Genomic DNA, 26,538 nt, shown 5'->3' on the forward strand with positions numbered 1-26,538 from the left:
CCATGCTGACGCGATTGCCCCTGCTGGCGGCCGGCGCGCTCGCGCTGGCGGCTGCCCTGCCCGCCGCGGCACAGGACAATGTGCAGCTGTACGGCCGCCTGAACGTGGCGCTCGAAGCGATGCACTCGTCCGCCAGCGGCGACAGCGTACAGCGCCTGTCCAACAACCGCTCGGTACTCGGTTTTCGCGGCGGCGAAGACCTGGGCGGCGGCTGGCAGGCGCTGTTCCAGGTCGAGGGCACCTTGTCGCCCGATACGGGCGCAGGATCAATCGCCGCGCGCGACACGCGCGTCGGTATAGCCGGACCGTGGGGTACGCTCTTTGCCGGCAACTGGACCCTGCCCTACAACAGCGCCACGTCCGCGCTCGACCCGTTCTACCCCACCACGGCCGGTTACATGAGCCTGATGGGCAACGGCGCGGGCGCCACCGAAAGCAATACCAGCAACACGTATTCCTTCGACCGGCGCCAGCAAAACAGCGTGCATTACTGGACGCCGCAGTGGCAAGGCTGGTCGCTGCGCGTGGCGCGCGGCATGGCGGAAGAACGACCCGCCAGCGGCGCGCATCCGGCACTGACCTCGGCCGCCTTGCTCTACGATGGCGGCGCCCTATACGCCACCCTGGCGCATGAGGCACACCACGACTATCAGGGACGCGGACTCTCCGACCGTGGCAGCAAGCTGGCCCTGGCCTGGCGCGTCGACAGCGCCACGCAGCTGGCTGTGGTACTGGAAAGCCTGCGCTACGCCACGGCCACGGGCCAGCTGCGCCGGCGCACGGCCTACTTTTCCGCCACGCGCCAGTTCGGCCGCCACGGCCTGCGTTTCGGCCTGGCGCATGCCCAAAGCGCCAGCGGCGGCGCGCTGGAAAGCATCGGCACCGTGCGCGCGGGAGCCGGTACGGGCGCCACCCACGCCACCGCCGGCTACGACTACCAGCTGTCGAAACGCAGCAGCCTGTATGCCTACTACACGCGCCTGGCCAACGGCCGCCACGGCATCGCCGACTTTGCCATCAACAGCTTGGGACACGAAACAGGCAGGGCGGGCGCCACCATGTCGGGCGTGGCGCTGGGGATCAGGCACAACTTCTGAGCGGCGCTCAGTCCCAGCAGACCGACAGCACGGTATAGCCCTGTGACGGGTCAGGAGCGTTGTCGGGCTTGCCGTAAGGCCAGCCGGGGATGACGCCGTCGGCTTCCATGCCGGCGATCCAGCGCTCCACCTCGTCCTGGCGTGCGGACGTGAAGATATGCACGTTTTCCGCAGGCGGAAAACGTTTCGCGTCCACGTCCGCCTCGCCATAGTCGCACCAATCCTGGTGCAAGCCGACCAGCACCTTTTCCACGTCCGGCCTGGCGGCGATCTCGCGGAACCTTTCATACAGCTGCGCAATCGGCGGGCGGCCATAGCCCCACTGGTTCGGCGCGATCGACTCTTCGTCGGTATTGCCTGCAAAGTAGAGATCGAGATCAATCACGGGTGGCGCATCGCCATCGTAGGCGTCGAGCGAGGCCAGGTACTGGGACAGTTTTTCGGGCATGGGTAAAGTTCCGCTGATGTAAAAGCCAATGCAATATTGTAGCCTGCAGACGTATATGCCGGCGGAGCACCGCGCCCGGGTTCGAGCTCGCGGCCGGCTTCCAATACAGATTGGTCCCGTCAGCCATGGCGCTGAAATCGAGGACGACAAAAAACCCGCTGACTTTTGCAAGCAAGCGGGTTTTCTGATGAAACTTGGTGCCGTTGGCCGGAATCGAACTGGCGACCTTCACATTACGAATGTGCTGCTCTACCAACTGAGCTACAACGGCGAAGACCCACATTCTACAAACAATGCACAAAATTTGCTAGTGTCAACGCGAACTTTTTTTGCATTTTTTTAGCGGCCCGGCTGCGGGCCGCTGAAAATCGTGGAAAAGTGCGGCTTTTTACTCCGCGTGGTAGGCGGTCACGCGGGCCACTTCGTCTTTCGAGCCGAGGAAGACGGGCACGCGCTGGTGCAGCTTGTGCGGGGCGATGTCCATGATGCGCTGCTGGCCGTCGGTGGCTGCGCCGCCGGCTTGCTCGACGATGAAGGCCATCGGATTCGCTTCGTACATCAGGCGCAGCTTGCCCGGCATCGACGTATCGCGCAGGTCGGCAGGGTACATGAAGATGCCGCCGCGGTTCAGGATGCGGTGCACGTCGGCCACCATCGAAGCGATCCAGCGCATGTTGAAGTTGGTGCCGCGCGGGCCCGTGTCGCCGGCCAGCAGTTCATCGACATAGCGTTTCACGGGCGGATGCCAGTGGCGCGCGTTCGACATGTTGATGGCGAATTCCTTCGTCGTCGGCGGAATCTGCATATTGCTTTGCGTGAGGACCCACGAACCCATCTCGCGGTCCAGGGTGAAGCAGTTCACGCCATTGCCGAAGGTCAGTACCAGCATGGTTTGCGGGCCGTACACGGCATAGCCGGCCGCCACCTGCTTGCTGCCCGCCTGCATGAAGTCCTGCTCGGTCGGCTGACCCATGCCGTCCGGCGCTTTCAGCACCGAGAAGATGGTGCCGATGGAGACGTTGACGTCGATGTTCGAGGAACCATCCAGTGGGTCGAACAGCAGCATGTATTCGCCCTTCGGATAGCGGTTCGGGATCGGGTGGATCGATTCCATCTCTTCCGACGCCATGGCCGCCAGGTGGCCGCCCCATTCATTCGCTTCAAGCAAGATCTCGTTGGAGATGATGTCGAGTTTCTTCTGTACTTCGCCCTGCACGTTTTCCGTGTCGGCCGTGCCCAGCACTTCACCGAGCGCGCCCTTACCGACAGCGTGGCTGATGGTTTTGCAAGCGCGCGCGACGACTTCGATCAGCAGGCGCAGTTCGGCCGGAATGCTGTTGTTCGAGCGCTGCTCTTCAACCAGGTATTGCGTAAGACTGATGCGTTTCATGAAATCCCTCTGTTTTGATGATTATTGCGGTGTTAATTGGCCAATGCCTTGCTGACGACTTCCATCACGTCATTCGACAGGCTGGCCTGGCCGGCGACTTTTTCCAGCGCCTCGCGCATGTGGCTTTGCAGCGCAGGCACGTAACGGCGCCAGCGGTCCATGGAGCGCGCCAGGCGGGCCGCCACTTGCGGGTTCAGCGCGTCGAGCGCGATGACTTGTTCGGCCCAAAAGGCATAGCCGCTGCCGTCAGCCGCATGGAATTGCGACGGATTGGCGTTGGTGAAATTGAAGATCAGGCTGCGCGCGCGGTTCGGGTTTTTCAGGGTGAAGGCCGGATGCGTCATCAGCTGACGCACGGCTTGCACATCGGTCGTTGGCGCGGCCGCCTGCATGGCGAACCACTTGTCGACCACCAGCGCCTCGTTCTCGAAATCGCCATAGAAGCTGGCCAGGGCCGCCTGCGCATGCGGCTGCGAGCCGGAATGAATCAGCGCCGCCAGTGCCGCGGCGCGGTCCGTCATGTTGCCTGCATTGTCGAACTGCAGCCGCGCCAGGTCCAGCTCCGCCGCTGCGGGCGCAATCAGCAGATACGACAGGGCCAGGTTTTTCAGCGCGCGCTTGCCGGCCGACAGCGCGTCCGGGCTGTACTCGCCCGGCGTCTGGTTGGCGTGGTATTGCGCCAGCAGCTCAGGTTTCAGCGCGGCAGCGATGGTACGGCGCATGAACTGGCGCGCCGCATGGATGGCCTGCGGATCGACTTGCGCCAGGCGCTCGGCGATGATGGTTTCCGACGGCAGGATCAGGGCCAGCTCGCGGAAGGCAGGATCGAGCGTTTCATCGGCCAGCAGGGCGCGCTGCGCTTCGATGAAGGTGTCGTCCAGCGCCAGCGCTTCGCCTGCGGCGACGGCGCCGGTCAGTTTCAGCAGGCGCTCCATGGCCAGGCGCTGGCCCGCTTCCCAGCGGTTCACGGGATCGCTGTCGTGGCGGAACAGGTGCAGCAGTTCGGCGTCGGTATAGCCGTATTCGAGCACCACGGGCGCGGAAAAGTCGCGCAGCAGCGACGGCACGGGGGCTTGCGTCACATTCGTGAAGCGGAAAGTCTGCGACGCCTGCGTCAATTCCAGCACGACGCTGGTGGCGCCGTTCGATGCCACGCCATCCACATACAGCGGCAGGTCGCCGCCATCGGCAGCCAGCAGGCCGACGGTGACGGGAATGTGGAACGGCAGTTTCTTCGGCTGGCCCGGCGTGGCGGGGCAGCTTTGCGCCAGGGTCAGCTCGAACGTCTGGCTGGCGGCATCATAGCGCGTGGAAGCGGTGACGACAGGCGTGCCGGCCTGGCTGTACCAGCGCTCGAACTGGCTGAAGTCGCGGCCATTCGCATCGGCCATGGCGGCGCGGAAGTCGTCGCACTGGACGGCCTGGCCATCGTGGCGCTCGAAATACAGGTCCATGCCCTTGCGGAAGCCGTCGCGGCCCACGAGGGTCTGGTACATGCGCACCACTTCGGCGCCCTTTTCGTAGATCGTGACCGTATAAAAGTTATTGATCTCGACGAAGGAATCGGGACGCACGGGGTGGGCCATCGGGCCCGCGTCTTCAGGGAACTGCGCCTGGCGCAGGGTGCGCACCTGGTCGATGCGCGTGACGGCGCGGCCCGTATCCGTGCCGATCATGTCGGCCGAGAATTCCTGGTCGCGGAACACCGTCAAGCCTTCCTTCAGCGACAGCTGGAACCAGTCGCGGCACGTCACGCGGTTACCGGTCCAGTTATGAAAGTATTCATGGCCCACCACCGCTTCGATGCCCGCGTAATCGACGTCGGTCGCCACGCGCGCATTGGCCAGCACATACTTGGTATTGAAGATGTTCAGCCCCTTGTTTTCCATGGCGCCCATGTTGAAGTCGCCCACGGCGACGATCATGAAGCGGTCCAGGTCCAGTTCCAGGCCGAAGCGCTCCTCGTCCCAGCGGATCGAGTTTTTCAGCGACTGCATGGCGTAGTCGGTCTTATCGAGGTTGCCGTCTTCCACCCACACTTGCAGCAGCACTTCGCGGCCCGACTTCAAGGTGTAGCGCTCTTCCTGGCACACCAGGCGCGCGGCGACAAGGGCGAACAGGTAGGACGGCTTCTTGAACGGGTCTTCCCACTTGGCGTAATGGCGGCCGTCACCGAGGTCGCCCTCTTCGATCAGGTTGCCGTTCGATAGCAGTACCGGATATTGCTCCTTGTCGGCGCGCAGCATGACCGTGTACTTGGCCATCACGTCCGGGCGGTCCGGGAAGAAGGTGATGCGGCGGAAGCCTTCGGCCTCGCATTGCGTGAAGAAATTATGGTTCGACACGTACAGGCCGGACAGCGAGGTATTGTCCTGCGGCGCCAGCACGGTTTCGATATCGAGCGTAACATCGTCCGGTGCCTTGGGAATGGTCAGCATGCTGGCCGTCAGCTTGTACTGCGACGGCTTGAGCAGCTTGCCGTTCAGGCGGACTTGCACCAGTTCAATATGTTCGCCGTGCAATTCGATGCTGCGGCTGGTGCTGGCCGGGTTGTGGCGCATGCGAATCCGGCTCGCCACCACTGTGCGGGCGGGATCGAGATCGAAACCAAGTTCGACGCTGTCGACCAGGAAGCTGGGCGGCGTGTAATCTTTGCGGTAAATCGTCTGAGGGCTGTCTGTGCGCATAGGGATTTGGGTGGGAGCGGAGGCAAAAGCCTATTTTACCAACACCAGCCCCCGATAGTCGCGATTCAGGCCAGGAATGTTGGATTCCCTTACACGCCAACATGCTCGGTAACATTCTGTAATAATGAATAGAAACAAATAGAACTATTCTTATAATACTAAGCGATGAATTGTGTCTACTATCAGGAGGTCATGCAATGAAACGTTATCTCACCATCATGATGGCCGCATTGACCGTGTTGCTGACCGGATGCGCCACCACCATACGCAGCGACGTCACCGTCTTCCACGAGTGGCCTGCGCAATTGCAGGACAAATCGTATGCGTTTGAAGCGCCAGCGGCGGAAAACGACACGCTGGAATACCGCAGCTACCAGAACCTGGTGCGCGCGGAACTGGCCAAGCACGGCTTCGGCGAAGCTTCCGGCCCTGCGGCAGCCAATCTGCGCGTGGCGATGCAGTTTTCCACCGTCGACTATCCTGAGCGCGTGCTGCAGGCGTCCGATCCATTCTGGTATGGCCCCGGCTACTGGCCTGGCCGCTACGGCTACCGCTACGGCGCGTGGCCAGGCTATGGCCGCTTTGGCTACAACCCCTACTGGTATGGTCCGATGGACATGGAAGAAAGCGTGCGCCACAAATACGAACGCGAATTGCGCGTGACGATCAATGACCGCAACGGCAAGAAACTGTACGACGTGACCGTGCAATCGACCAGCAACAAGCGCGCCACGTCGCAAGTAATGCCCGCCATGGTCGCCAGCGCCTTTGCCGACTTCCCCGGACAAAGCGGCGTTCCCCGCAAGGTGGAAGTCAAGGTAGAATAGTTACGTGGCAATACAAAAAACCGGCTGGTGCAGCGATGCGCCAGCCGGTTTTTTTATGCCTACGAATAATACGCTTCTGCCGCAATGGTCAGCGCGCCGATCAGGGCGACGGCCAATAACAGCACGATCAGCAGGCGGCCGAACTTCGGCGTGCCGTCATTGCCGCCGCTCATGGCACGATGATGGTGGAACCGGTCGTCTTGCGCCCTTCCAGGTCCGTGTGCGCCTGGGCGATATGGGCCAGGCTGTAGCGCTGGTTGATCTCGATCTGCACTTCGCCGCTGCTGACGACGCCGAACAGCGAGGTGGCCATTTCTTCCAGGTTGGCGCGGTTCGAGGCATAGCTGAACAGGGCCGGGCGCGTGAGGAACAGCGAGCCGCGCGACGCCAGTTCACTGAGGGTGAAGGCCGGCACGGGACCGGACGCGTTGCCGAAACTGACCATCATGCCCAGCGGCGCCAGGCAGTCGAGCGAACCCGTAAACGTATCCTTGCCGATGGAATCGTACACCACGGAGACGCCCTTGCCGCCCGTGATCTCGCGCACGCGCTCGACGAAGTTTTCCGTGTTGTAGTTGATGACGTGGGCGGCGCCATGCGCCTTGGCCAGCGCCGCCTTTTCATCGGAACCGGCCGTGCCGATCAGGTTCACGCCCAGCACTTTCGCCCACTGGCAGGCGATCAGGCCCACGCCGCCCGCGGCCGCGTGGAACAGGATGGTATCGCCCGCCTTCAGGGCCACCGTGCGGTGGAACAGGTATTGCACCGTCAAGCCTTGCAGCATCATGGCGGCGGCCGTATCGAAAGCGATGCGCTCGGGCAACACCAGCAGCAGGGCCGCCGGCAAGTTACGCTGCTGCGCATACGCACCATTGATGCGCGCCGCATACGCCACCCGGTCGCCGATTTTCACTTCCGTGACGCCCTCGCCCACTGCCTCGACGATGCCCGCCCCCTCGACACCGAGGCCATTGGGCAGCGGCTGCGGGTACAGGCCCGTGCGGAAATACACGTCGATGAAATTGAGGCCGATGGCCTCATGTTTCACGCGCGCCTCGCCGGGGCCGGGCGGCGGCAGTTCCACGTCCACGTATTCCATCACGTCCGGGCCGCCCACGCGCTGTACGCGGATGGCCTTGGTGGTAATCGTTGCACTCATGCTCATCTCCTTGTCTGGGGGAATCAGGCGGCCGCGCCGGCCCGCGCCTGCAACTGCGACAGCACCAGGTGCGCCGAAGACAGATTCGTCGCGCACGCCACGTTGTGCACGTCGCAGGCGCGCACCAGGGCGTTGATGTCCGGCTCGTGCGGCTGCGGCGTCATCGGGTCGCGCAGGAAAATCACGCAATCGATCAAGCCTTCCACCAGCAGCGAGCCGATCTGCAAGTCGCCGCCGAACGGACCGGAATGCTTGCGTTCGACCGCCAGGCCCAGTTCGTTGATCAGGCGGCCGCCCGTGGTGCCCGTGGCCGACAGTTCGCAACCCTTCAAAAAGTCCAGGTATTCGCCCGCCAGGGTAATCATGTCATCTTTTTTCTTGTCGTGGGCAATCAGGGCGATACGTGTTTTCATGGTGAGGACCATTTCAGTGGGTGGAGGAATTATTTCTTTTTCGACAGCAAGTAGATGCCGGCCAAGACCAGGCTGGTGCCAGCCAGTTGCCAATTGGTGATCGGCTCATCGAGAATCATGGCGCCCAGGAACAGGGTCGACACGGGGCCTATCATGCCCGCTTGCGAGGCGACGGGCGCGCCGATGCGCTCGACGGCGATCATCGTCATGAAGACGGGCATCACCGTGCAAAAGATGCCGTTCAGCAAAGACAAGCCATACACGGGCATGGGCTGGATCAGCAGCTCGACGGGACGCAGGATGAAGAATTGAAAGATGCAGGCAAAGCTGGCCACGCACATCGCATAGCTAACCAGGCGCATCGAGCCGATGCGCTTGACCAGTTCACCTGAGCCCAGCAGATACACGGCATACGCGCAAGCCGAACCCAGCACGAGAGTCGATCCCAGCGCCACATTGCTGGCGCCGCCCTGCAAGTCGTGCACGAACACCAGCACGATGCCGCAGTAGGACGTGAATAGTGCCAGCCACTGCAGGCGGCTGATGCGCTGCTTGAAATACACGGTCGTAATCAGCAGCACGAAGGTGGGCGTAAGGAACAAAATGAGCCGCTCCAGGCCCACGGAAATGTATTGCAAGCCAAGAAAGTCCAGATAGCTGGACAGGTAGTAGCCGACGAGGCCCAGCCCGACGAGGCGCCAGCGGTCGCTGGTCGACAGCGGCGGCTCCGTGCGCATCTTCCACCAGGCGATGACGGCGAATACGGGCAGCGAGAAAATCATCCTGAAGGCGATCAGGGTGACGGCATCGATCTGGTAGCGGTACAGCAGCTTGGCGACGATGGCCTTGGTGGAAAACAGCACCGCCCCGCCCACGGCGATGGCCAGGCCACCGAGGTAGACGGAACGGGGAATAGATGCAGGGGTTGCTTGCGGGGAACTGGAGCTCATCTCCAGATTGTAAGGCAAAAGCGACAGGCGGCTGATAAGCCCGACGGCAAAAAACGGGGTCGGACCCTGAGGGTCTGACCCCAGCCCTTGCTTTGGGCTTGACGTTTAATAAATAATTTTAAGACACCACCACCGCCGCCGCGCCCGCCGTCACCGTCGCCGTCGTCACCCGCGCAATCACGTTGCCTGGTGCCGCCGTGCCGATCAGTTTATTTACCTGCTTGAACTGCGCCACCAGCTTGCCCGGCGTCAAAGTGACCACCGTGTAGCCCTGCGCATCCGTATTCAAATGCTTGATCCACGGGTTGTTGCCCAGGCCGGACAATTGCTGCGCCAGGCCCAGCAGGGTCGCGCTGAAGTCAGTGCTCGCTTTCAAGCCGGCCTGCACGGCAGCTACCGTGGCTTCGAGCTGCGCCTCCGGCACGCCCTTGGCGGCCAGGGCGCCGCGCAGCTGCACGCGCAATTGCTCCAGCAGGCTGTCGATGGTGGCCGCCGCCTTGCCCATGGTGTAGTCGAGCAGATTGATGTCGAGATTCACCGTGCCCAGGCCCGTGACGGGAATGGCCAGCGGATAGCTGACGAGGGTGCCGATGTCGCCCATGCTGCCGGCGGCCGATTTCAGGTAACTGAAGAAGGAATCGGAGCTCACGCCAGCCGACACCAGGTCCACCATGACGGGCGTGCCGCCGCCGGCGGCGTCGAAATCGTCGCTGACCGTGCCCGCAAAGAAGGAGTGGATATCGCCGGTAATCGCCACCACGTTGCCGATGGCATTGTTTTTCAGGTGCGCCATCAGATTCTTGCGCTCGCTGTTGTAGCCATCCCACTGGTCGCAATTGAGCAGGAAGCGCGTGAAGAATGGCGCCAGCGCGGCCTGCTGGCCGGAAGCGGCGACAAAACTCGATGCCGCACCCTTGGCCTGCACGTCGGGCTTGATCCAGCCGAAGGCGATCACTTGCGCGGCGGCGGCCAGCGAGCCGCTGTTGTAGGCAGCCACCGTGATGCCGGCCTGGGCCGCGCTCAAGCCGGCGCCCACGGCAGCGGCGCCCTGCGCGCCGGCATTGGCTGGCGCAGCGGCAATCGCCATGGCCGCCGCTTGCGCCACGGTCGCCGATGCGCCTGCCGTCGAAGCGGCCACGATGCTGGAGGCCAGTGGCACGCTGCCACCCACCAAAGGCAGGGTGCTGGCGATGGCCTTGCCCACGTTCGCCATGGCGCTCAGGGCCAGCAAGGTGGCGATCGCATCCGTGCCATTCAAGCCCATGCGCAGCAGCGACACTTCATTGCCCCACAGCTTCCAGGTAGAGGTCGCTGCCTTCATCTTGCTTTTCCACCAGTCGCGCTGGGTCGTGCCCAGCATGCCGACGGCCGCCAGCGGGTCGGCGCCGGCCTTCGTGGCGGTGGCCATCTTCTGCCCTTCCACGCTGTCGAACAGCGCTTGCGGCACCAGGTAGCGGCTGCCGATGCTGCCCAGCGGCTTGCCCGTGGCGGGATTGATGGTCGACTCGGCGATCGCATGGTCGGCGCGGTACAGGCGCTCGTCCGTCATCACCAGCTGCATCAGTTTGCCGAACTGGAAATCGCGGTAGATCTGGATGTTCTGGAACGTTGTCGCGGCGGCATCGAACGTGACGTCGGCCGGCATGTATTCGAACCACGCCTGGTTGGCGCTGCGGCGGCGGGCCGGCTGGTGCAAATCGCTGCCGTCGGCGGCCACGATGCCCTCGTAGGTGGACGCGTCCTGCCAGGCGTCGTCCGTGAATTCGTGATCATCCCAGATGGCGATGAAGGCAAAGCGTTCATGCACCGCTTGCAGGCGTGCATCGGTGCGGTATTTCTTGTACAGGTAGCGGTAATCGGCCACCGTAGTGGCATATTTCGAGCCGGACGTGCCGCTTTTATACGTGCCGTCTGGCAGTTTCAGCTGGTCGTGGCGACTTTCCACGGCGCCGCTCTGGAAGGCCTCGCCCACCGCTTCATAGATGTAATCGCCCAGGTGGACGATGAAATCCAGGCTTTCATTGGCGGCGATGTGCGACAGCGCGCCCCAGTGGTTGATGCTCCAGTCCTGGCACGTCAGGTAGGCGAACTGCAGCTGCGGCACGTCGGCCGTGGCGGCGGGCGCCGTCTTGAAGCGGCCCACGTTCGAACGCACGTCGCCGGCGATGAACTGGTAAAAATACACCTGGCCCGGCTGCAAGCCCGTCACCTTGTGGCGCAGCGTATTGTCGAAATCGGCTTTCAGCGGCAATTTTGCATCGACGATGGGCGTGCCGGCCAGGGCCGTGTTGCTGCCCAGCGCGGCTGTATTGTCGCTCACGCTGACGATCAGGCGCACGGCAACCTCGTCCTTGCCGGCCACGGCGGGCGCGACGGCATCGAAACTGGCGGGCACGACGCGCGTCCACAGCATGGCGCTGTCGGCGCGCGGGTCGCCCGAGGCCACGCTTTGCGGGAATTTCCAGTCGCTGCCCGAGGCCAGCGGCACGCCAGGATCGCTGTAATCGGTGCTGCCGCAGGCGGCGAGGCCGGCGGTCGCCACGGAGACCGTGATAAAGCCGCCCAATTTCAGAAATTGCCGCCTATCCATTTGACTTGCCATGATGTCGCGCCCTCGATATGGTGAAAGCGCGTCACTTTAGCAACAGATTGTGTCATCCTGATGACGGGGCCATGCCGCTTCGCAGGGGGCCGATATGCTAAAATGTCGGCCACAATTGAACACCCGTCTAAGGAAGATTCGACATGGCAGGACATAGCAAATGGGCCAACATCAAGCATAAAAAGGCTGCCACCGATGCCAAGCGCGGCAAAATCTGGACGCGCCTGATCAAGGAAATCACGGTCGCGGCCCGCATGGGCGGCGCCGATGCCATCACCAATCCGCGCCTGCGCCTGGCGGTTGACAAGGCGGCCGATGCGAACATGCCAAAAGACAACGTCCAGCGCGCGATCAACCGCGGCAGCGGCGGCGTCGACGGCGCCAACTACGAGGAAGTGCGCTACGAAGGCTACGGCGTGGGCGGCGCGGCCGTCATCGTCGAATGCATGACCGACAACAAGGTGCGCACGGTGGCCGAAGTGCGCAACGCCTTCAACAAGAATGGCGGCAACATGGGCAATGAAGGCTCGGTTGCCTTCATGTTCCAACACTGCGGCCAGCTGCTGTTCGCGCCGGGCACCGACGAAGACAAGCTGATGGAAGCGGCACTGGAAGCGGGCGCCGACGACGTCATCGCCGATGAAGAAGGCGGCTTCGAAGTGGTCACTCCCGTGCACGATTTCGCTACCGTCAAGGAAGCGCTGGAAGCGGCCGGCTTCAAGGCCGAAGTGGCCGAAGTCATCATGAAGCCGGCGACGGAAACCGTGTACGCGGGCGACGACGCCATCAAGATGCAAAAGCTGATCGATGCGCTGGAACTGCTGGACGATGTCCAGGAAGTGTTTACGAATGCCCTGATCGAGAATTAAGCAACAACATCAAGGGCGGCACCGCCGCCCTGCAACCCACATTGAACGAACGGTACCTATGAAAATTCTGGTAGTCGGCTCTGGCGGCCGCGAACACGCCCTGGCCTGGAAACTGGCCCAGTCCGAACGCATACAGATGGTGTATGTCGCGCCGGGCAATGGCGGCACCGCGCGCGATGCGCGCCTGGTCAATCTCGACATCAGCGACCCGCAATTGCTGGCCGATTTCGTTCAACAGGAACACATCGGCCTCACGGTCGTCGGTCCGGAAGTGCCGCTGGCGGCGGGCATCGTCAATCTGTTCCGCTCGCGCGGCCTGAAAATCTTCGGCCCGACGAAAGAAGCGGCGCAGCTGGAATCGTCGAAGGACTTCGCCAAGGCCTTCATGCAGCGCCACGGCATCCCGACAGCCGCCTACCAGACGTTTTCCGACGTCGCTCCCGCGCACGCCTACATCGACGCCATGGGTGCGCCCATCGTCATCAAGGCCGATGGCCTGGCCGCCGGCAAGGGCGTCGTCGTAGCCATGACCCTGGAAGAAGCGCACCAGGCGGTCGACATGATGCTGTCCGATAACCAGTTCGGTGACGCCGGCGCGCGCATCGTCATCGAGGAATTCCTCGCCGGCGAAGAAGCGAGCTTCATCGTCATGTGCGACGGCAAGAACATCCTGCCGCTGGCCACCAGCCAGGACCATAAGCGCCTGAAAGACCACGACCAGGGCCCGAACACGGGCGGCATGGGCGCGTATTCGCCGGCGCCTATCGTCACGCCGGCCATGCATGCGCGCGTCATGCGCGAAATCATCGTGCCGACCATCCAGGGCATGGCCAAGGATGGCATCACGTTCACGGGCTTCCTGTACGCGGGCCTGATGATCGACGACAAGGGCACGCCAAAGACGCTGGAATTCAACTGCCGCATGGGCGACCCGGAAACGCAGCCGATCATGGCGCGCCTGAAAACCGACCTGGTCACCGTCATGGAGCACGCCGTCAACGGCACGCTCGACGCCGTGGAACTGGAATGGGACCGCCGCACGGCCGTCGGCGTCGTCATGGCTGCCGCCGGCTACCCGGACGATCCTGTCAAGGGCACGTCCATCGGCGACATCCCGGCCGAAACCGTCGATTCCGTCACCTTCCATGCGGGCACCCGCATCGAGGGCGAACGCCTGGTCACCAACGGCGGCCGCGTGCTGTGCGTGGTGGGCCTGGGCGACAGCATCAAGATGGCGCAGAAGCAGGCGTATGAAACCGTGGAAAAAATCCATTTCGACGGCGCCCAGTACCGCCGCGACATCGGCTGGCGCGGTTTGAAGCATTGATCGCCCCATAACGATCACACGGCGGGCCGGCGCGGAATGCATCCGCCCCGGCCCCGTTTGCATAGGCGCGCCGAAAAAGCTGGCTTTGCGCTAAGATTTTGTCTTCCAGACAAAATTGCTGCCCATGCCCAACCAACTCCATCCCGCCCTCGCCCAGGTACGCCAGCTCGGTCTGATCACGAACGATGAACTCGACGACGCCATCGCCGAACTGGAGATCATCGAACTGCAGCGCAAGCATAACGAAGAAGAGGATATCGACGTGCCGAAACTGGCCGCTGGCGCGGGACTCGTCGACACCCTGGCATGGCTGCTGCTCACGGACCTGCTGCCACAGGACGCGTTTTTTCAGCGGGTGAGCGACCTGCCGCGCCAGCATGGTGGCGCGGCCCTGCTCGAGCGCCAGCAACTGGCAACTGAGGCGCTAAAGCTGGTCAATGGCCAGGCCATCGACACCCTGTACGACGAGGATCTGATCGACCAGTGGCAGCGCGACGCCGCGCACGCCAGTTTGTCGGCGGACCGCCTGCTTGCCTCGCCGGTCGCGGCCTTGCGCGCCATGCTACGGCAGGGCACCTTGTCCGCGCCCCAATTCGAGGCACTGCGCCTGCGCACCCGCCAGCGCGGCTCGGAGCTGGGCCGCATCATCGTCGAGGGCGTCGCGCAACAGGCCCGCCGCAAGCGTCCCGCTTATGCGCGCCCGGGAACATGGGTGATGGCCGTGCTACTACTGGTGGCGGTATTAGCCGTTGCCGGTCGCTCCATCACCTCCAGGCCGCAGCCCTCTCCCGCCGCCGGTCAGGACATCGAACGGCCTGACCTGCAGCCGCGCGCCGCGCAAGCAGTCGAGAGTGCGCGCCTACCCGGCGCCGCGCCGGACCTGTCCATCACCGTCGTGCAGGACGACGCCACGCCGCCGGCGCGCTGAAACACAGCGCACTTCCCGCACCGGTGGTCATGATGGCATACTGCCGTTTTGCCACCAATGCGGGGAAGCCATGGCCTGGAATGAAGGATACGTGTCGGATATCGAGTACACCAACGGTTTTTACAGCGACTTGAGTCCGCATCACCTCAATTTCAGCTGCATCCTCAACGGCATCGAGCCGGTGCCGCTGGATCAGCCCTACAATTATTTCGAGCTGGGCTTTGGCCGTGGCCTGACGCTCATGGTGCTGGCCGCCACCAACTCGAATGGGCGCTTCTACGGCAATGACTTCAACCCGGCCCATGTCGCCGGCGCGCGCACCCTGGCAGCGACGGCCCAGCTGGACAACCTGACCCTGCTGGAAAACAGCTTCGAGGAACTGGCGCAGGGCCGCGTGGACGGGCTACCGCAGTTCGACTTCATCACCCTGCATGGCATCTACACCTGGGTCAGCCGCGAGAACCGCCAGCATATCGTCGACTTCATCGCGCGCTACCTGAAACCGGGCGGCATCGTCTCGCTCAGCTATAACGCCATGCCAGGATGGAGCTCCGCCCTGCCCCTGCAACGCCTGCTGCTGGAGTTTGCCGCCCACTTCCCAGGCCGCAGCGAGATGCAAATGCAGGCCGGCATCGCCTACGTGCAGCAGTTGCAGAACCTGCAGGCCGGCTATATCACGGCCAATCCCGCGCTGGCGCCGCGCCTCGATAAGCTTATTGAAAGCGATCCCCATTACAGCGTGCACGAGTACCTGAACCAGAACTGGGAACCGCTGTACCACGCCGACGTGATGCGCGACGTGGCACGCGCCAAGCTCGATTTCGCCGGCTCGTCCGACCTGCATTTCACCTTTCCCGAGCTGTACCTGAATGCCGAACAGCAGGCCACCATCGACTTGCTGCCCGACGCAGCGATGCGCGAAACGATGAAGGACTATTTTTTCAATACCAGCTTCCGCAAGGACGTGCTGGTGCGCGGCGCGCGCCGCATGGGCGTGGTGCGCCAGGCCGAATGTCTGGCCGGCGTCCACCTGGCCATGCTGGTGCCACGCGAGCAAATGGTCTTTTCCTTCCAGACCAAGGCCGGCACCGTGACGGGCAACGAACAAGTCTACGGCGCCGTCTGCGACGCGCTGGCGCGGCGTCCACATAACCTGGCGGAACTGGCCGCACTCGACACCCTGCACGATCAAAGCCTGCACAGCCTGGCGGAAGTGGCGGCTATGCTGGTCACGGGCAGCCAGGTGGTCATGTATTTCAGGGGCGACTCGCAGGCCGACAGTGGCGGCGTCACGGCGCACCGCCTGAACCAAGGTATCGCCGCGCAGATCCGCTACGGCGACGACTACCGCCCCCTGTGCTCTCCCTTGACGGGTAGCGGCATCGACACGGAATTCCTCGACAGGCTGCTGTTTTCCGTGCTGACCCAGGACCTCGAACCGCCGGACCTGGCCCGCCTGCAGGCGCAGGCCGCCAGTGCCATGGCGCGCTGCGGGCGCCGGTTGCTCAAGGATGGCACGGCATGCGCCGACGAACAGGAGCACCAGCTGCTGCTCAATGCGGCCATCGACGAATTCCTGCGCGACAAATTACCCGTGCTCAAGCAGCTGCGCATGCTGTAGCCGGCAATGCCGGGAAGCTGGCCACGCAGCGCTTCCCGGCCAGCCTCAAAACCACAGCACCAGCGCCGCCCTATCACAAAAACGCGTAACAGGGTACAATCCGTCCTTACTTTTTTATTTCGGCCTCGTCGGCCCACGCGATGTCGTCAACTCCCTCTCCTTCGGCCGTCAAGGCCTATTTGCTCGATTTGCAAAGCCGTATCGTGCAGGCACTCGAAGCGCAGGACGGCAAGCCCTTCCTGACCGATGCCTGGCAGCGCCCCGAGGGCGGCGGCGGCATTTCGCGGCTGATCGAGGAAGGCAATGTATTCGAGCGGGGCGGCGTGAACTTTTCACACGTTACCGGCGCCGCATTGCCGCCATCGGCAGCGGCCGCGCGCCCTGAACTGGGCGGCAAGGCGTGGGAAGCGATGGGCGTGTCGCTGGTGCTGCATCCGCGTAATCCGTATGCGCCCACGGTGCACATGAATGTGCGGTTTTTCAGCACCGTCAATGCCAGTGGCGAACCCGTATGGTGGTTCGGCGGCGGCATGGACCTGACGCCGTATTATGGCGACGCGGGCGACGTGAAGCACTTCCACCAGGTGTGCCATGATGCGCTGGCGCCGTTTGGCGACGAACTGCATCCGAAGTTCAAGCAGTGGTGCGACGATTATTTCTACCTGAAGCACCGGCGCGAAGCGCGTGGCGCCGGTGGCATCTTCTTCGACGATTTCAACGCCCTGGGCTTTGACGACAGCTTTGCGATGATGCGCAGCGCCGGCGACGCTTTCGTCAAAGCCTATGTGCCGATCCTGGCGCGCCGCAAGGACACGCCCTACGGCGAACGCGAACGCGATTTCCAGTGCTACCGGCGCGGACGCTATGTCGAGTTCAACCTGGTGTTCGACCGCGGCACCCTGTTCGGCCTGCAGTCGGGCGGACGCACCGAGGCGATCCTGATGTCGATGCCGCCCGTGGTCAAGTGGCGCTACGACTGGCACCCGGAAGCGGGCAGTCCCGAAGCGGCGTTGTATACTGACTTCCTCGTGCATCGCGACTGGCTGCAGGCGTGACCGGAGTTAGCACGACGCATGGCATCGCCGGCAATACCCCATGCGTGGCGCTGCTGGGCGGCAGCTACGATCCGGTGCATATGGGCCATGTCGCGCTGGGCACGCATTTTTCCAGCCTGCTGCACGCCGATGAACTGCGCGTGATTCCGGCCGGCGCGCCCTGGCAAAAGGGCAACCTGGGCGCCACCGGCCAGCAGCGCGCCGAGATGGCCGGCCTGGCGTTTGCCGGCCTGCCCGTGCCGGTCGTGATCGACCGCCAGGAAATCGAGCGCAGCGAACATGGCCAGGCCAGCTACACCATCGATACCTTGCGCCAGGTACGCGCCGAGCTGGGAGCGCGCGCATCCATCGTTTTCCTGATGGGCGCCGACCAGCTGCAGCGGCTCGCGACATGGCGCGAATGGCAGCAATTATTTGAATACGCGCATATCTGCGTCGCGGCCCGCCCCGGCTTCGCGCTGAATGACACCGCAGTGCCGCAAGTGGTTGCCGAAGAATTTTCGCGCCGCCTGGGGTCACTGGAAAGCATCCGCAACACGCCGCACGGTCTGACTTATCTGGCACAGGACTTCGCGGTGGATATCTCCGCCACCGAAATACGTGCGGCATTACAACGGGGGAATCGGGCAAACTCGCTTGTTTCCCCGCTAGTGCTAGACTATATTGAACAACATAATTTATACAAAAGCTAAATGGACATCAAAAAACTGCAAACCCTCGTCGTTGACGCCCTTGAAGACGTCAAAGGCCAAGACATCGCCGTCTTCGAAACCAGTCACCTGACCAGCCTGTTCGACCGCATCGCGATCGTTTCCGGTACCTCGAACCGTCAAACCAAGGCGCTGGCCGCCTCGGTGCGCAACAAGGTCAAGGACGCCGGCGGCGACATCATCGGCATGGAAGGCGAGGAAACGGGTGAATGGGTGCTGGTCGATCTGGGCGACATGATCGTCCACATCATGCAAGCGCCTATCCGCGCCTACTACCGCCTGGAAGAAATCTGGGGCGACACGCCGGTCAAGCTGGGTGCCGCCAAGCGCGCGCCGAAAAAAGCGGCCGGCGACGAGCCGAAAAAGGTCAGCGGCCATCTGGCAGCGAGCAAGGCCAATGTGGAAGCTTCGCCCGTGATCGAGAAAAAGACACCGGCCAAGAAAGCCACGGCCGCCACCGCCGCCAAGAAAGCCCCGGCGAAAAAAGCCACCGCTTCCAAAGCTGTCGGCAAGACCGTGAAAGTCGCGCCAACCAAGACCGAAGCGGCTGCCGTGAAAGCCTTGAAAGCGCTGCCAGAGAAAAAAGTGCGCGCCCCACGCGCGGCCAAGCCGGCAGCCGATGCTGCACCGGCAAAAACCGTGATCAAGCGTATCAAAAAAGTCGAAGCGTAAGCCTCGATGCAGCTCATCATCGCTGCGGTCGGCCATAAAATGCCGGCCTGGATAGAGACGGGCTTCGCGGAATACGCGAAGCGCATGCCGCCGGAATTGCGCATCGTGCTGAAAGAAATCAAGCCGGTGGAGCGTTCCGGCAGCAAGACCGCCGCCACGGCGATGGCGCTGGAACGCGAACGCATCGAAGCCGTCCTGCCCAAGGGCGTGCGCATCATCGCGCTCGACGAACGCGGCAAGGACCTGACCAGTGTCGGCCTGTCGCAGCAGTTGATGGCGTGGCAGCAGGATGGCCGCGACACCGCCTTCCTGATCGGCGGCGCCGACGGCCTCGATCCGCAACTCAAGGCACGTGCCGAAGGCATGCTGCGCATTTCCAGCATGACCCTGCCGCACGGCGTGGTGCGCGTGATCCTCGCCGAGCAGCTGTACCGTGCCTGGTCGATCACGCAAAACCACCCCTATCACCGCGTCTGAACTCCCCCATGAAAACGGCTGATCACAAGATCTACCTTGCCTCCAAAAGCCCGCGCCGGCGCGAACTGCTGCGCCAGATCGGCATCGATTTCGAATTGCTGCTGCTGCGCAGCGACGGCCCGCGCGGCGCCGACGTCACCGAGGAAGTCCTGCCCGGCGAATCGGCGCTCGACTATGTCGCCCGCGTGTCGAATGAAAAAGCCGCCTTCGCCTGGGACCTGGTGCGCCGCCGCCACCTGACCCCGCGCCCCGTGCTGGCAGCCGACACCACCGTCACCATCGACGGCATCATCCTCGGCAAGCCGGCCGACCGCCTTGAGGCCGTGGCGATGCTGCAGCAGCTGTCGGGCCGCACGCACGAGGTGCTCACCTCGATCGCCGTGCACTACAAGGATTTCGCCGAGCAGCGCACGCAGGTGTCGCAAGTGCGCTTCGGCGTGCTCTCGCCGGCCTCCATCGCCGCCTACTGCGCCACGCCCGAGCCCTACGACAAGGCCGGCGGCTACGGCATCCAGGGCAGCGCCGCCCTGTTCGTCGAGCATATCGAAGGCAGCCATTCCGGCATCATGGGCCTGCCCCTGTACGAGACGGTGCAATTGCTGCGTGAAGCAGGTTTGCCCCTGCCCTGATCCCGGGTATGATGTCATTCGTCGCCTCCACTTCCCCGCCTCCATGAACGAAGACATCCTGATCAATATCACGCCGCAAGAAACGCGCGTCGCCCTCATCCTGCAGGGCGCCGTGCAGGAATTGCACATCGAGCGCACGCTCACGCGCGGCCTGGCCGGCAATGTGTATTCCGGCAAAGTGGTACGGGTGTTGCCGGGCATGCAGTCGGCCTTCATCGACATCGGCCTCGAGCGCGCCGCCTTCCTGCACGTGGCCGACATCTGGGAAGCGCGCGGCCACGACGGCCAGAACGCGACACCGGCGCCGATCGAAAAAATCCTCTTCGACGGCCAGGTGCTGACGGTGCAGGTGATCAAGGACCCGATCGGCACCAAGGGCGCGCGCCTGTCGACGCAGATTTCCATCGCCGGACGCATGCTGGTGTACCTGCCCCAGGACAAGCACATCGGCATTTCGCAGAAAATCGAAAAGGAAGCGGAGCGCGAGCAGCTGCGCGTGCGCCTGCAAAGCCTGCTGCCGCCCGATGAAAAAGGCGGCTACATCGTGCGCACCATGGCCGAGGACGCTTCCGACGCGGACCTGAAGGCGGACGTCGACTACCTGCGCAAGACCTGGAGCACGATCACGCACGGCGCGCGCACCCGTCCCGCCACCAGCCTGCTGCACCAGGACTTGAGCCTGGCGCAGCGCGTGCTGCGCGACTTCGTCGGCGATGAAACAGCCACCATCCAGGTCGATTCGCGCGAGAACTACGTCAAATTGCGCGAATTCGCTGAAATCTACACGCCCAGCGAACTGACGCGCTTGCAGCACTACACGGGCGAGCGCCCGCTGTTCGACCTGTATGGCGTGGAAGAAGAGATCCTGCGCGCGCTGGGGCGCCGGGTCGACCTGAAATCGGGCGGCTACCTGATCGTCGACCAGACGGAAGCGATGACCACCATCGACGTCAACACGGGCGGTTTTGTGGGCGGGCGCAATTTCGCCGACACGATTTTCAAGACCAACCTGGAAGCGGCGCACGCCATCGCGCGCCAGCTGCGCCTGCGCAACCTGGGCGGCATCATCATCCTCGACTTCATCGACATGGACAATGCCGAGCACCGCAACGCCGTGCTGGCCGAACTAAAACGCACGCTGTCGCGCGACCGCACCAAGGTTTCGGTGAGCAACTTCTCGCCACTGGGCCTGGTGGAAATGACACGCAAGCGCACGCGCGAATCGCTGGCCCACATCCTGTGCGAGCCCTGCCCCGCCTGCGCCGGCAAGGGACAAGTCAAGACCTCGCGCACCATCTGCTATGAAATCCTGCGCGAACTGCTGCGCGAAGCGAAACAGTTCAACCCGCGCGAATTCCGCATCCTCGCCTCGCAAGAAGTGGTCGATCTGTTCCTCGAAGAAGAATCGCAGCACCTGGCCATGCTCGGTGATTTCATCGGCAAGAAAATCTCGCTGCAGGTGGAGAATGCCTACCACCAGGAGCAGTACGACGTGATCCTGATGTAGTCATGCCGGGCACCACCGCCTTCTGGCGCGACCCGTCTTTCCCCCACGTGGAGAGCCGCCGCGCCTGCCACAGCCGGGCGTGCTACAAGCCGCACAGCCATCCCACGTTTTCCATCGGCGCCGTCGACGCAGGCGGTAGTATCTTTACGGGCAGTAAAGACGGCAAGGTCGCCCTCGGTAATGGCAGCCTGGTGCTGGTGCCGGCCGGCTGCGTGCACGCCTGCAATCCCCTGCCTGACGCCCCGTGGAGCTACCAGATGCTGCATCTCGATGCGCGGTGGCTGCAAGCACACGCGCTGGCGCTCGATGGCGACACGGCGACGGTGTTGCGTTGCCCGCTACTGTATGCGCAGTTTTGCGCCATGAATGCGCTGCTGTTTTCAAGGGCCGGCGCGGCGGAGAAAAATGCGGCGCTGCTGGCGTTCCTTGGCGCCTGCGCCAGCGCCTGCGCGGACGTGCTGCCGTCGGAACGCAAGCCGCTGCCCCAGCAACTGGCGCCCGTGCTCGCGACGCTGCAGGCGCAGCCCTCTGCCAGCCTGCGGCAACTGGCGGAGGCGGCTGGCCTGAGCCCCTATCAATTGATCCGCGCCTTTCGCGCCGCCACGGGCCTGACGCCGCATGCCTACCAACTAAATATGCACGTCAACCGCGCGCGCAGCCGCTTGCAGGAAGGGACGGCGCTGGCGCAGCTGGCGCATGAGCTGGGCTTTGCCGACCAGAGCCACCTGCAGCGCGTCTTCAAGGCGCATGCGGGCATCACGCCCGGGCGCTACCGCTAGCCTGCAATTTTCTTCAATACGCGCCGGCAGCAGCATTGCATACTCGCCTCCCTATCGTTACGGAGCGCAAGCCATGCAGGACTTTTTATTGATCGCCGCCTCCCACTTTCTTTCCCTGCTGTCGCCCGGTCCCGATTTTTTCCTGATCGCGCGCACCTCGCTGGCCCACGGCTGGCGCGCCGCTGCCGGCACGTGCATGGGCATTACCGTGGCCAATGCGGTGTTTATCGTGGCGGCATTTGGAGGACTGTCGGTGCTGCGGGCGGGCAGTACGGCATTCATGGTGGTGCGGCTGGCGGGATGCGCCTATCTGCTGTACCTGGGCTGGCTGTTCTTGCGCCATGCGGGCAAGAGCCGCCTGGATGCCAAGCCCGCCACCGGCAAGGCGCGCTGGCGCGGCGGTGTCGTGATGGGGTTTGCCTCCGCCATCCTGAATCCGAAAAATGCGCTGTTCTACGTCAGCCTGGCCACCGTGCTGGCCTCCAGGCAGACAGACACCGCTGCGATGGTCGCATATGGCGCGTGGATGGTCTTTGCCGTGCTGGCGTGGGATATGGCGGTGGCGCTGGCTATCGGCAGCACCGCCCTGCGGCAGCGCTTTGCGCGCGCGCTGCCGTCGCTGGAACGGCTGTCGGGCGCGATGCTGATCGTGCTGGCGGTGCTTCTGCTGGTTCAGGCAGGCAACGGATCCAGGTAAAACACGGCATACACTTTCAAGGGCGTGGTTTCCGTCGCTTTTTCCGAGCGCACGACGGAGCAGTCGTCGGCGGCCAGGCTGCGCCAGTTCTGGATGCCGGCCTTGGCGAACATGGCGTGCGCGGGGGCATTCGCCGCCAGGTCCAGCACCAGGCAGGCGTTGCGCGGGCCGGCGCCGTAGTTGATGGCGCGGATTTCAATGCCGAAGGTCGTCATCCACGGTTCCCACAAGCCTTTTTCCTTGCCGGCGGCCATGCGCTCGAGCATCTCGCCAAACGTCAGACCTTTCTTGACGGTATCGCGCAGTGCTTGCAGCGACGGCGCCAGGCGGGGATCGGGCTGCTTGTTGCCGGCGCGGATCTCGGCGATCGCTTTCAATTCCTTGATGATGGCCGCATCGCGTTCCGTGTAATCACGCATGCGCGCGTAAAACTCGGCATCGAGGAAGGGATTGACGGTCAGCTTGGCGACGCCCTCTTCGCGGCGTTTCGGGGAGGGCGTGTTGGTTTTGGTCATGGCGATGGAGGGCAAAATACGTTGAGGGCCGCCAGTTTAACACCATGGCGCGTCGGCGGCGGCGTTAGCGCCGCTTTAATGTTGCCCCTGGCGGGTGCGGGGCGGCCACTGCGGCGCGCGCGCCAGGCCGCATGAAGTCACGCCGTGGCCCGAACAGGAAGACGGCGCCCGCATACAGCCCCGCCAAGGGGAAGCGCACCTCCCTGAGCAACTGCTGGAAAATGGCGATCGACTGCGCGCGGGTGACGGGAATGTCGGCGCGCCACTGGCACAGCACGTCATGCACGAGGCTGGCATGATACGTCGCCGGCAAGCCCAGGTGCTGCGCGCCATCGGGCGTGCCCACATAAAATAGGCCGAGCACGCTGATACAGGGCGAACAGCCATCCCAGGCATAGCCGGCGCGGATGCGGATCGCCGATTCGCGTATCGTCACCCACTCGTTTTCAAACTCTATGCCGTCAAGCAAGGGCGAGCAATAGCCATAGTCGCTGCCCAGCGCATAGCGCCAGGCGTTGCCAGGCATGCCGAAATTCTTCGGCATCAGCGGCCTCCCTGCCGTGCATGCCGCCGTTGTCGCCTATATGTCGTCTGCATGGGGTTATCTTGATCATTATCAATATCAAGATTTAAACATACTCCAGCAAAAGAAGGGCAACAAGCGGCAGACTCAGGCGCGCGGCGCCGCCGTCGATTCGCGCACCACCAGTTCGGGTTTCAGGCGCACGTCGAGCACCGGGGAATCGGGCGAAGCTATGGTTTGCAGGATCAGCCGGGCCGCTTCCGTGCCGATGCCGTGGTGACGGATGCGGATGGTGGTCAGGGGCGGACGGATCATGTCCATGTAGGGCATGTCGTTGTGGCCCACCACGGAAATATCTTCGGGGCAACTCAAACCCAGTTCGCGGATGGCGTCGTAGCAGCCGAGGGCCACCAGGTCGCTGCCCGTCACCACGGCCGTCGTCCGCGGCGACTGGCGCAGCAGTTCCAGCAGGGCCGCCTTGCCGCATTCGCGCGAATAGCCGCTGCTTTCAAACACGAACGCTTGCGAGCGATCGAGTTCGCTGGCCTGGATGGCGGCCAGGAAACCGAGGCGGCGCACGTGGCCCGTGGACAGGTTTTCCGGGCCGGCGATGTGCGCGATATGGCGGTGGCCCAGCGCCAGCAAGTGTTCCACCGCCAGACGCATGCCGACCACGTCGTCGCTGACGACGCAGGAAGCGACGCCCGTCTCGTCGCTGCGGTTGACGGTAACGACGGGCACATTCTGGTCGATGCACATCTTGATGACGGGATCGTCGCGCCGTGCGGTAGCCAGGATCAGGCCATCGACCTGCTGCCCCAGCAGGCGGTTGATGACGAACAGCTGCTCTTCCTCGTCAGCGCCCACGTTGGCGACGATGGCCAGGTAGCCATGCTTGCGCAAGCCTTCCTCGATGCCCAGCAGGATCGGTGGAAAGACAGCGTTGGTAATGTCGGGCAAGACCACGCCGATGATGCGCGACTTGCGGGTGACGAGGGTGGAGGCGGCGCGGTTCGGCCGGTAGCCGAGCCGGCCCGCTTCGGCCAGCACGCGCGCGGCCACCTCGGCGCTGACCATTTGCCGCGTTGCCGGGTTCATCACGCGCGAGACGGTGGAAAAGTGCACGCCGCTGGCCCGCGCGACGTCGCTTAAGGTGGGGTTCTTGTTTGTCATGGGCTTCCCGGATCGCAATACTGTGATTTTATCGTAAAAATTCCCTATTCCGTCAAAAACCGAGCAAACGCTTGCATTGAAATAAAGCCGACGCCCAAAGCGGTTTTGACAGGCTTTAGTACAATCCAGCCTTGACAGCGTGCAAACGCTTGCATACCATGACTCGGACTTACCACTCGGGCCCGGTTGCCCCTCACAGAATTCCTATGTCTACTTCGCACAGCAAGCACGCCGAACAGAACGGCGAAACCTTCAACCTGAAAGAAGCCGCCCTCGCCTACCATGCGCAACCCCGCGCAGGCAAGATTTCCGTCACGCCAACCAAACCGCTGGGCGACGCCCGCGCCCTGACCCTGGCGTACTCGCCGGGCGTGGCCTTTGCCTGCGAAGCCATCGTGGAAGATCCGCGCACGGCCGGCATCTATACGTCGCGCAGCAACCTGGTGGCCGTGATCACCAATGGCACGGCCGTGCTGGGCCTGGGCGATATCGGTCCGCTGGCCAGCAAACCGGTGATGGAAGGCAAGGCTTGCCTGTTCAAGCAGTTCGCCGATGTCGATGTGTTCGACATCGAACTCGCGGAGAACGATCCCGACCTGTTCATCGACACCGTGGTGCGCATGGAGCCGACCTTCGGCGGCATCAACCTGGAAGACATCAAGGCGCCCGACTGCTTCTACATCGAACAGCAATTGCGCAAGCGCATGAATATTCCCGTCTTCCACGACGACCAGCACGGCACGGCCATCATCGTCGCGGCCGGCATCCTGAACGGCCTGGAACTGGTCGGCAAGGACATCGGCAACGTCAAAGTGGCCGTCTCGGGCGCTGGCGCCGCGTCGATCGCCTGCCTGGACCTGCTCGTCTCGCTGGGCCTGAACAAGTCGCTGCTGAAAGTGTGCGACAGCCAGGGCGTGATCTACCCGGGCCGCGATGCCAGCATGGAAGAGAACAAGGCGCGCTACGCGAACGACACGAGCGACCGCGACCTGGCTGACGCCATGGTCGGCGCCGACATCTTCATCGGCGTCTCGAAGGGCGGCGTGGTCAGCGCGCAGATGGTCGAATCGATGGCCGCCAAGCCGCTGATCTTCGCCCTGGCCAATCCGCATCCGGAAATCGCGCCGGAAAAAGTGCACGCCGTGCGCGACGACGCCATCGTCGCCACGGGCCGCTCGGATTACCCGAACCAGATCAACAATGTGCTGTGCTTCCCGTACATCTTCCGTGGCGCGCTCGACGTGGGCGCCACCACCATCAATGAAGAAATGAAGCTGGCCTGCGTGCGCGCCATCGCCGCGCTGGCCAAGGAGCCGCTGCCCGGTCACGAGAGCAGCGCCCTGACGCCGCTGCAACTGATACCGTCGCCGTTCGACGAGCGTCTGCGCAGCTGGGTCGCGCCTGCCGTGTCGCAAGCGGCCATCGCCACCGGCGTCGCCACCCGCGTGCCAGCAGTCGCCTGATACACGTGGCAGGCGATCCT

General features: G+C 63.4%; 24 protein-coding genes, 1 tRNA gene and 1 pseudogene. 15 read left to right on the top strand and 11 right to left on the bottom strand.

Features of this window, described 5'->3' with window-relative positions:
* Positions 1–2: 2 nt before the first annotated feature.
* Positions 3–1,097: a porin gene (locus LSO07_RS24725; RefSeq protein WP_151096858.1), complete on the top strand. Its 1,095-nt coding sequence runs from the start codon at positions 3–5 to the stop codon at positions 1,095–1,097.
* Between the two features lie 7 nt (positions 1,098–1,104).
* On the opposite strand, the gene LSO07_RS24730 is transcribed toward LSO07_RS24725, so the two are convergent.
* The 4 genes from LSO07_RS24730 to pepN form a co-directional block, all read right to left on the bottom strand.
* Positions 1,105–1,545 carry a hypothetical protein gene (locus LSO07_RS24730; RefSeq protein WP_034786491.1) on the bottom strand — a complete coding sequence of 147 codons (441 nt, stop codon included), beginning with the start codon at positions 1,543–1,545 and terminating at the stop codon, positions 1,105–1,107.
* A 195-nt stretch (positions 1,546–1,740) separates the two neighbouring features.
* Positions 1,741–1,816: transfer RNA gene (locus LSO07_RS24735), tRNA-Thr, on the bottom strand.
* Positions 1,817–1,933: 117 nt separating this feature from the next.
* Positions 1,934–2,935, bottom strand: coding sequence for a class 1 fructose-bisphosphatase (locus LSO07_RS24740; protein ID WP_034747152.1), 1,002 nt, complete (start codon positions 2,933–2,935; stop codon positions 1,934–1,936).
* Positions 2,936–2,967: 32 nt separating this feature from the next.
* Positions 2,968–5,622 carry an aminopeptidase N gene (pepN, locus tag LSO07_RS24745; protein ID WP_151096859.1) on the bottom strand — a complete coding sequence of 885 codons (2,655 nt, stop codon included), beginning with the start codon at positions 5,620–5,622 and terminating at the stop codon, positions 2,968–2,970.
* Positions 5,623–5,819: 197 nt separating this feature from the next.
* Here pepN and LSO07_RS24750 point away from each other — a divergent pair, with 197 nt between their 5' ends.
* Positions 5,820–6,449, top strand: coding sequence for a DUF4136 domain-containing protein (locus LSO07_RS24750; protein ID WP_092608134.1), 630 nt, complete (start codon positions 5,820–5,822; stop codon positions 6,447–6,449).
* A gap of 169 nt (positions 6,450–6,618) precedes the next feature.
* Here the strand turns inward: LSO07_RS24750 and LSO07_RS24755 are convergent, their stop codons facing one another.
* The 4 genes from LSO07_RS24755 to LSO07_RS24770 all read right to left on the bottom strand — a co-directional run bounded on the left by LSO07_RS24755 (position 6,619) and on the right by LSO07_RS24770 (position 11,561).
* The gene (locus LSO07_RS24755; protein WP_151096860.1) at positions 6,619–7,608 is read right to left on the bottom strand and encodes a quinone oxidoreductase family protein; all 990 of its coding nucleotides are present in this window, start codon (positions 7,606–7,608) and stop codon (positions 6,619–6,621) included.
* Positions 7,609–7,631: 23 nt separating this feature from the next.
* Positions 7,632–8,021 carry a methylglyoxal synthase gene (locus tag LSO07_RS24760; protein ID WP_151096861.1) on the bottom strand — a complete coding sequence of 130 codons (390 nt, stop codon included), beginning with the start codon at positions 8,019–8,021 and terminating at the stop codon, positions 7,632–7,634.
* A gap of 29 nt (positions 8,022–8,050) precedes the next feature.
* Positions 8,051–8,971 carry a DMT family transporter gene (locus LSO07_RS24765; protein WP_151096862.1) on the bottom strand — a complete coding sequence of 307 codons (921 nt, stop codon included), beginning with the start codon at positions 8,969–8,971 and terminating at the stop codon, positions 8,051–8,053.
* A 118-nt stretch (positions 8,972–9,089) separates the two neighbouring features.
* Entirely contained in the window at positions 9,090–11,561 is a 2,472-nt protein-coding gene (locus LSO07_RS24770; protein ID WP_151096863.1) for an alkaline phosphatase D family protein, read from the bottom strand.
* Positions 11,562–11,716: 155 nt separating this feature from the next.
* Here LSO07_RS24770 and LSO07_RS24775 point away from each other — a divergent pair, with 155 nt between their 5' ends.
* The 12 genes from LSO07_RS24775 to LSO07_RS24830 all read left to right on the top strand — a co-directional run bounded on the left by LSO07_RS24775 (position 11,717) and on the right by LSO07_RS24830 (position 22,844).
* Entirely contained in the window at positions 11,717–12,442 is a 726-nt protein-coding gene (locus tag LSO07_RS24775) for a YebC/PmpR family DNA-binding transcriptional regulator (protein WP_034786485.1), read from the top strand.
* Positions 12,443–12,500: 58 nt separating this feature from the next.
* Positions 12,501–13,769 (top strand): phosphoribosylamine--glycine ligase, encoded by a 1,269-nt coding sequence (purD, locus tag LSO07_RS24780; RefSeq protein ID WP_151096864.1) that lies wholly within the window; start codon positions 12,501–12,503, stop codon positions 13,767–13,769.
* A 124-nt stretch (positions 13,770–13,893) separates the two neighbouring features.
* Positions 13,894–14,697, top strand: coding sequence for a hypothetical protein (locus tag LSO07_RS24785; RefSeq protein ID WP_151096865.1), 804 nt, complete (start codon positions 13,894–13,896; stop codon positions 14,695–14,697).
* Between the two features lie 70 nt (positions 14,698–14,767).
* The gene (locus LSO07_RS24790; RefSeq protein ID WP_151096866.1) at positions 14,768–16,318 is read left to right on the top strand and encodes a class I SAM-dependent methyltransferase; all 1,551 of its coding nucleotides are present in this window, start codon (positions 14,768–14,770) and stop codon (positions 16,316–16,318) included.
* Between the two features lie 140 nt (positions 16,319–16,458).
* Positions 16,459–17,373 (top strand): oxygen-dependent coproporphyrinogen oxidase, encoded by a 915-nt coding sequence (gene hemF / locus LSO07_RS24795; protein ID WP_151096867.1) that lies wholly within the window; start codon positions 16,459–16,461, stop codon positions 17,371–17,373.
* Between the two features lie 80 nt (positions 17,374–17,453).
* Positions 17,454–18,065 carry a nicotinate (nicotinamide) nucleotide adenylyltransferase gene (gene nadD / locus LSO07_RS24800; RefSeq protein WP_070254338.1) on the top strand — a complete coding sequence of 204 codons (612 nt, stop codon included), beginning with the start codon at positions 17,454–17,456 and terminating at the stop codon, positions 18,063–18,065.
* A complete protein-coding gene (rsfS, locus tag LSO07_RS24805) occupies positions 18,066–18,755 on the top strand; it encodes a ribosome silencing factor (RefSeq protein ID WP_034786479.1) in 690 nt (229 codons plus the stop codon).
* 6 nt (positions 18,756–18,761) lie between these two features.
* Positions 18,762–19,232 (top strand): 23S rRNA (pseudouridine(1915)-N(3))-methyltransferase RlmH, encoded by a 471-nt coding sequence (gene rlmH, locus LSO07_RS24810; protein WP_034747108.1) that lies wholly within the window; start codon positions 18,762–18,764, stop codon positions 19,230–19,232.
* An 8-nt stretch (positions 19,233–19,240) separates the two neighbouring features.
* Positions 19,241–19,861 (top strand): Maf family protein, encoded by a 621-nt coding sequence (locus LSO07_RS24815; RefSeq protein WP_151096868.1) that lies wholly within the window; start codon positions 19,241–19,243, stop codon positions 19,859–19,861.
* A 43-nt stretch (positions 19,862–19,904) separates the two neighbouring features.
* Entirely contained in the window at positions 19,905–21,368 is a 1,464-nt protein-coding gene (gene rng, locus LSO07_RS24820) for a ribonuclease G (RefSeq protein ID WP_034747098.1), read from the top strand.
* Positions 21,369–21,370: 2 nt separating this feature from the next.
* On the top strand, positions 21,371–22,147 hold the full coding sequence (locus LSO07_RS24825; protein ID WP_151096869.1) for an AraC family transcriptional regulator: 777 nt from the start codon (positions 21,371–21,373) through the stop codon (positions 22,145–22,147).
* 73 nt (positions 22,148–22,220) lie between these two features.
* Positions 22,221–22,844 (top strand): LysE family translocator, encoded by a 624-nt coding sequence (locus tag LSO07_RS24830; RefSeq protein WP_151096870.1) that lies wholly within the window; start codon positions 22,221–22,223, stop codon positions 22,842–22,844.
* On the opposite strand, the gene LSO07_RS24835 is transcribed toward LSO07_RS24830, so the two are convergent.
* The 3 genes from LSO07_RS24835 to LSO07_RS24845 all read right to left on the bottom strand — a co-directional run bounded on the left by LSO07_RS24835 (position 22,820) and on the right by LSO07_RS24845 (position 25,055).
* On the bottom strand, positions 22,820–23,359 hold the full coding sequence (locus LSO07_RS24835; RefSeq protein WP_225317414.1) for a hypothetical protein: 540 nt from the start codon (positions 23,357–23,359) through the stop codon (positions 22,820–22,822). The two genes, LSO07_RS24830 and LSO07_RS24835, sit on opposite strands and share 25 nt — an antisense overlap.
* Before the next feature lie 64 nt (positions 23,360–23,423).
* Positions 23,424–23,903, bottom strand: coding sequence for a hypothetical protein (locus LSO07_RS24840; RefSeq protein WP_052140504.1), 480 nt, complete (start codon positions 23,901–23,903; stop codon positions 23,424–23,426).
* 126 nt (positions 23,904–24,029) lie between these two features.
* The gene (locus LSO07_RS24845) at positions 24,030–25,055 is read right to left on the bottom strand and encodes a LacI family DNA-binding transcriptional regulator (RefSeq protein ID WP_034786474.1); all 1,026 of its coding nucleotides are present in this window, start codon (positions 25,053–25,055) and stop codon (positions 24,030–24,032) included.
* A 206-nt stretch (positions 25,056–25,261) separates the two neighbouring features.
* Between LSO07_RS24845 and LSO07_RS24850 the strand changes: the two are divergent.
* A pseudogene (locus LSO07_RS24850) lies at positions 25,262–26,500 on the top strand (malic enzyme-like NAD(P)-binding protein); the annotation flags it as partial.
* Between the last annotated feature and the right edge of the window lie 38 nt (positions 26,501–26,538).

This window comes from Janthinobacterium sp. PLB04 (assembly GCF_021165895.1).
Classification (GTDB): domain Bacteria; phylum Pseudomonadota; class Gammaproteobacteria; order Burkholderiales; family Burkholderiaceae_D; genus Janthinobacterium; species Janthinobacterium lividum.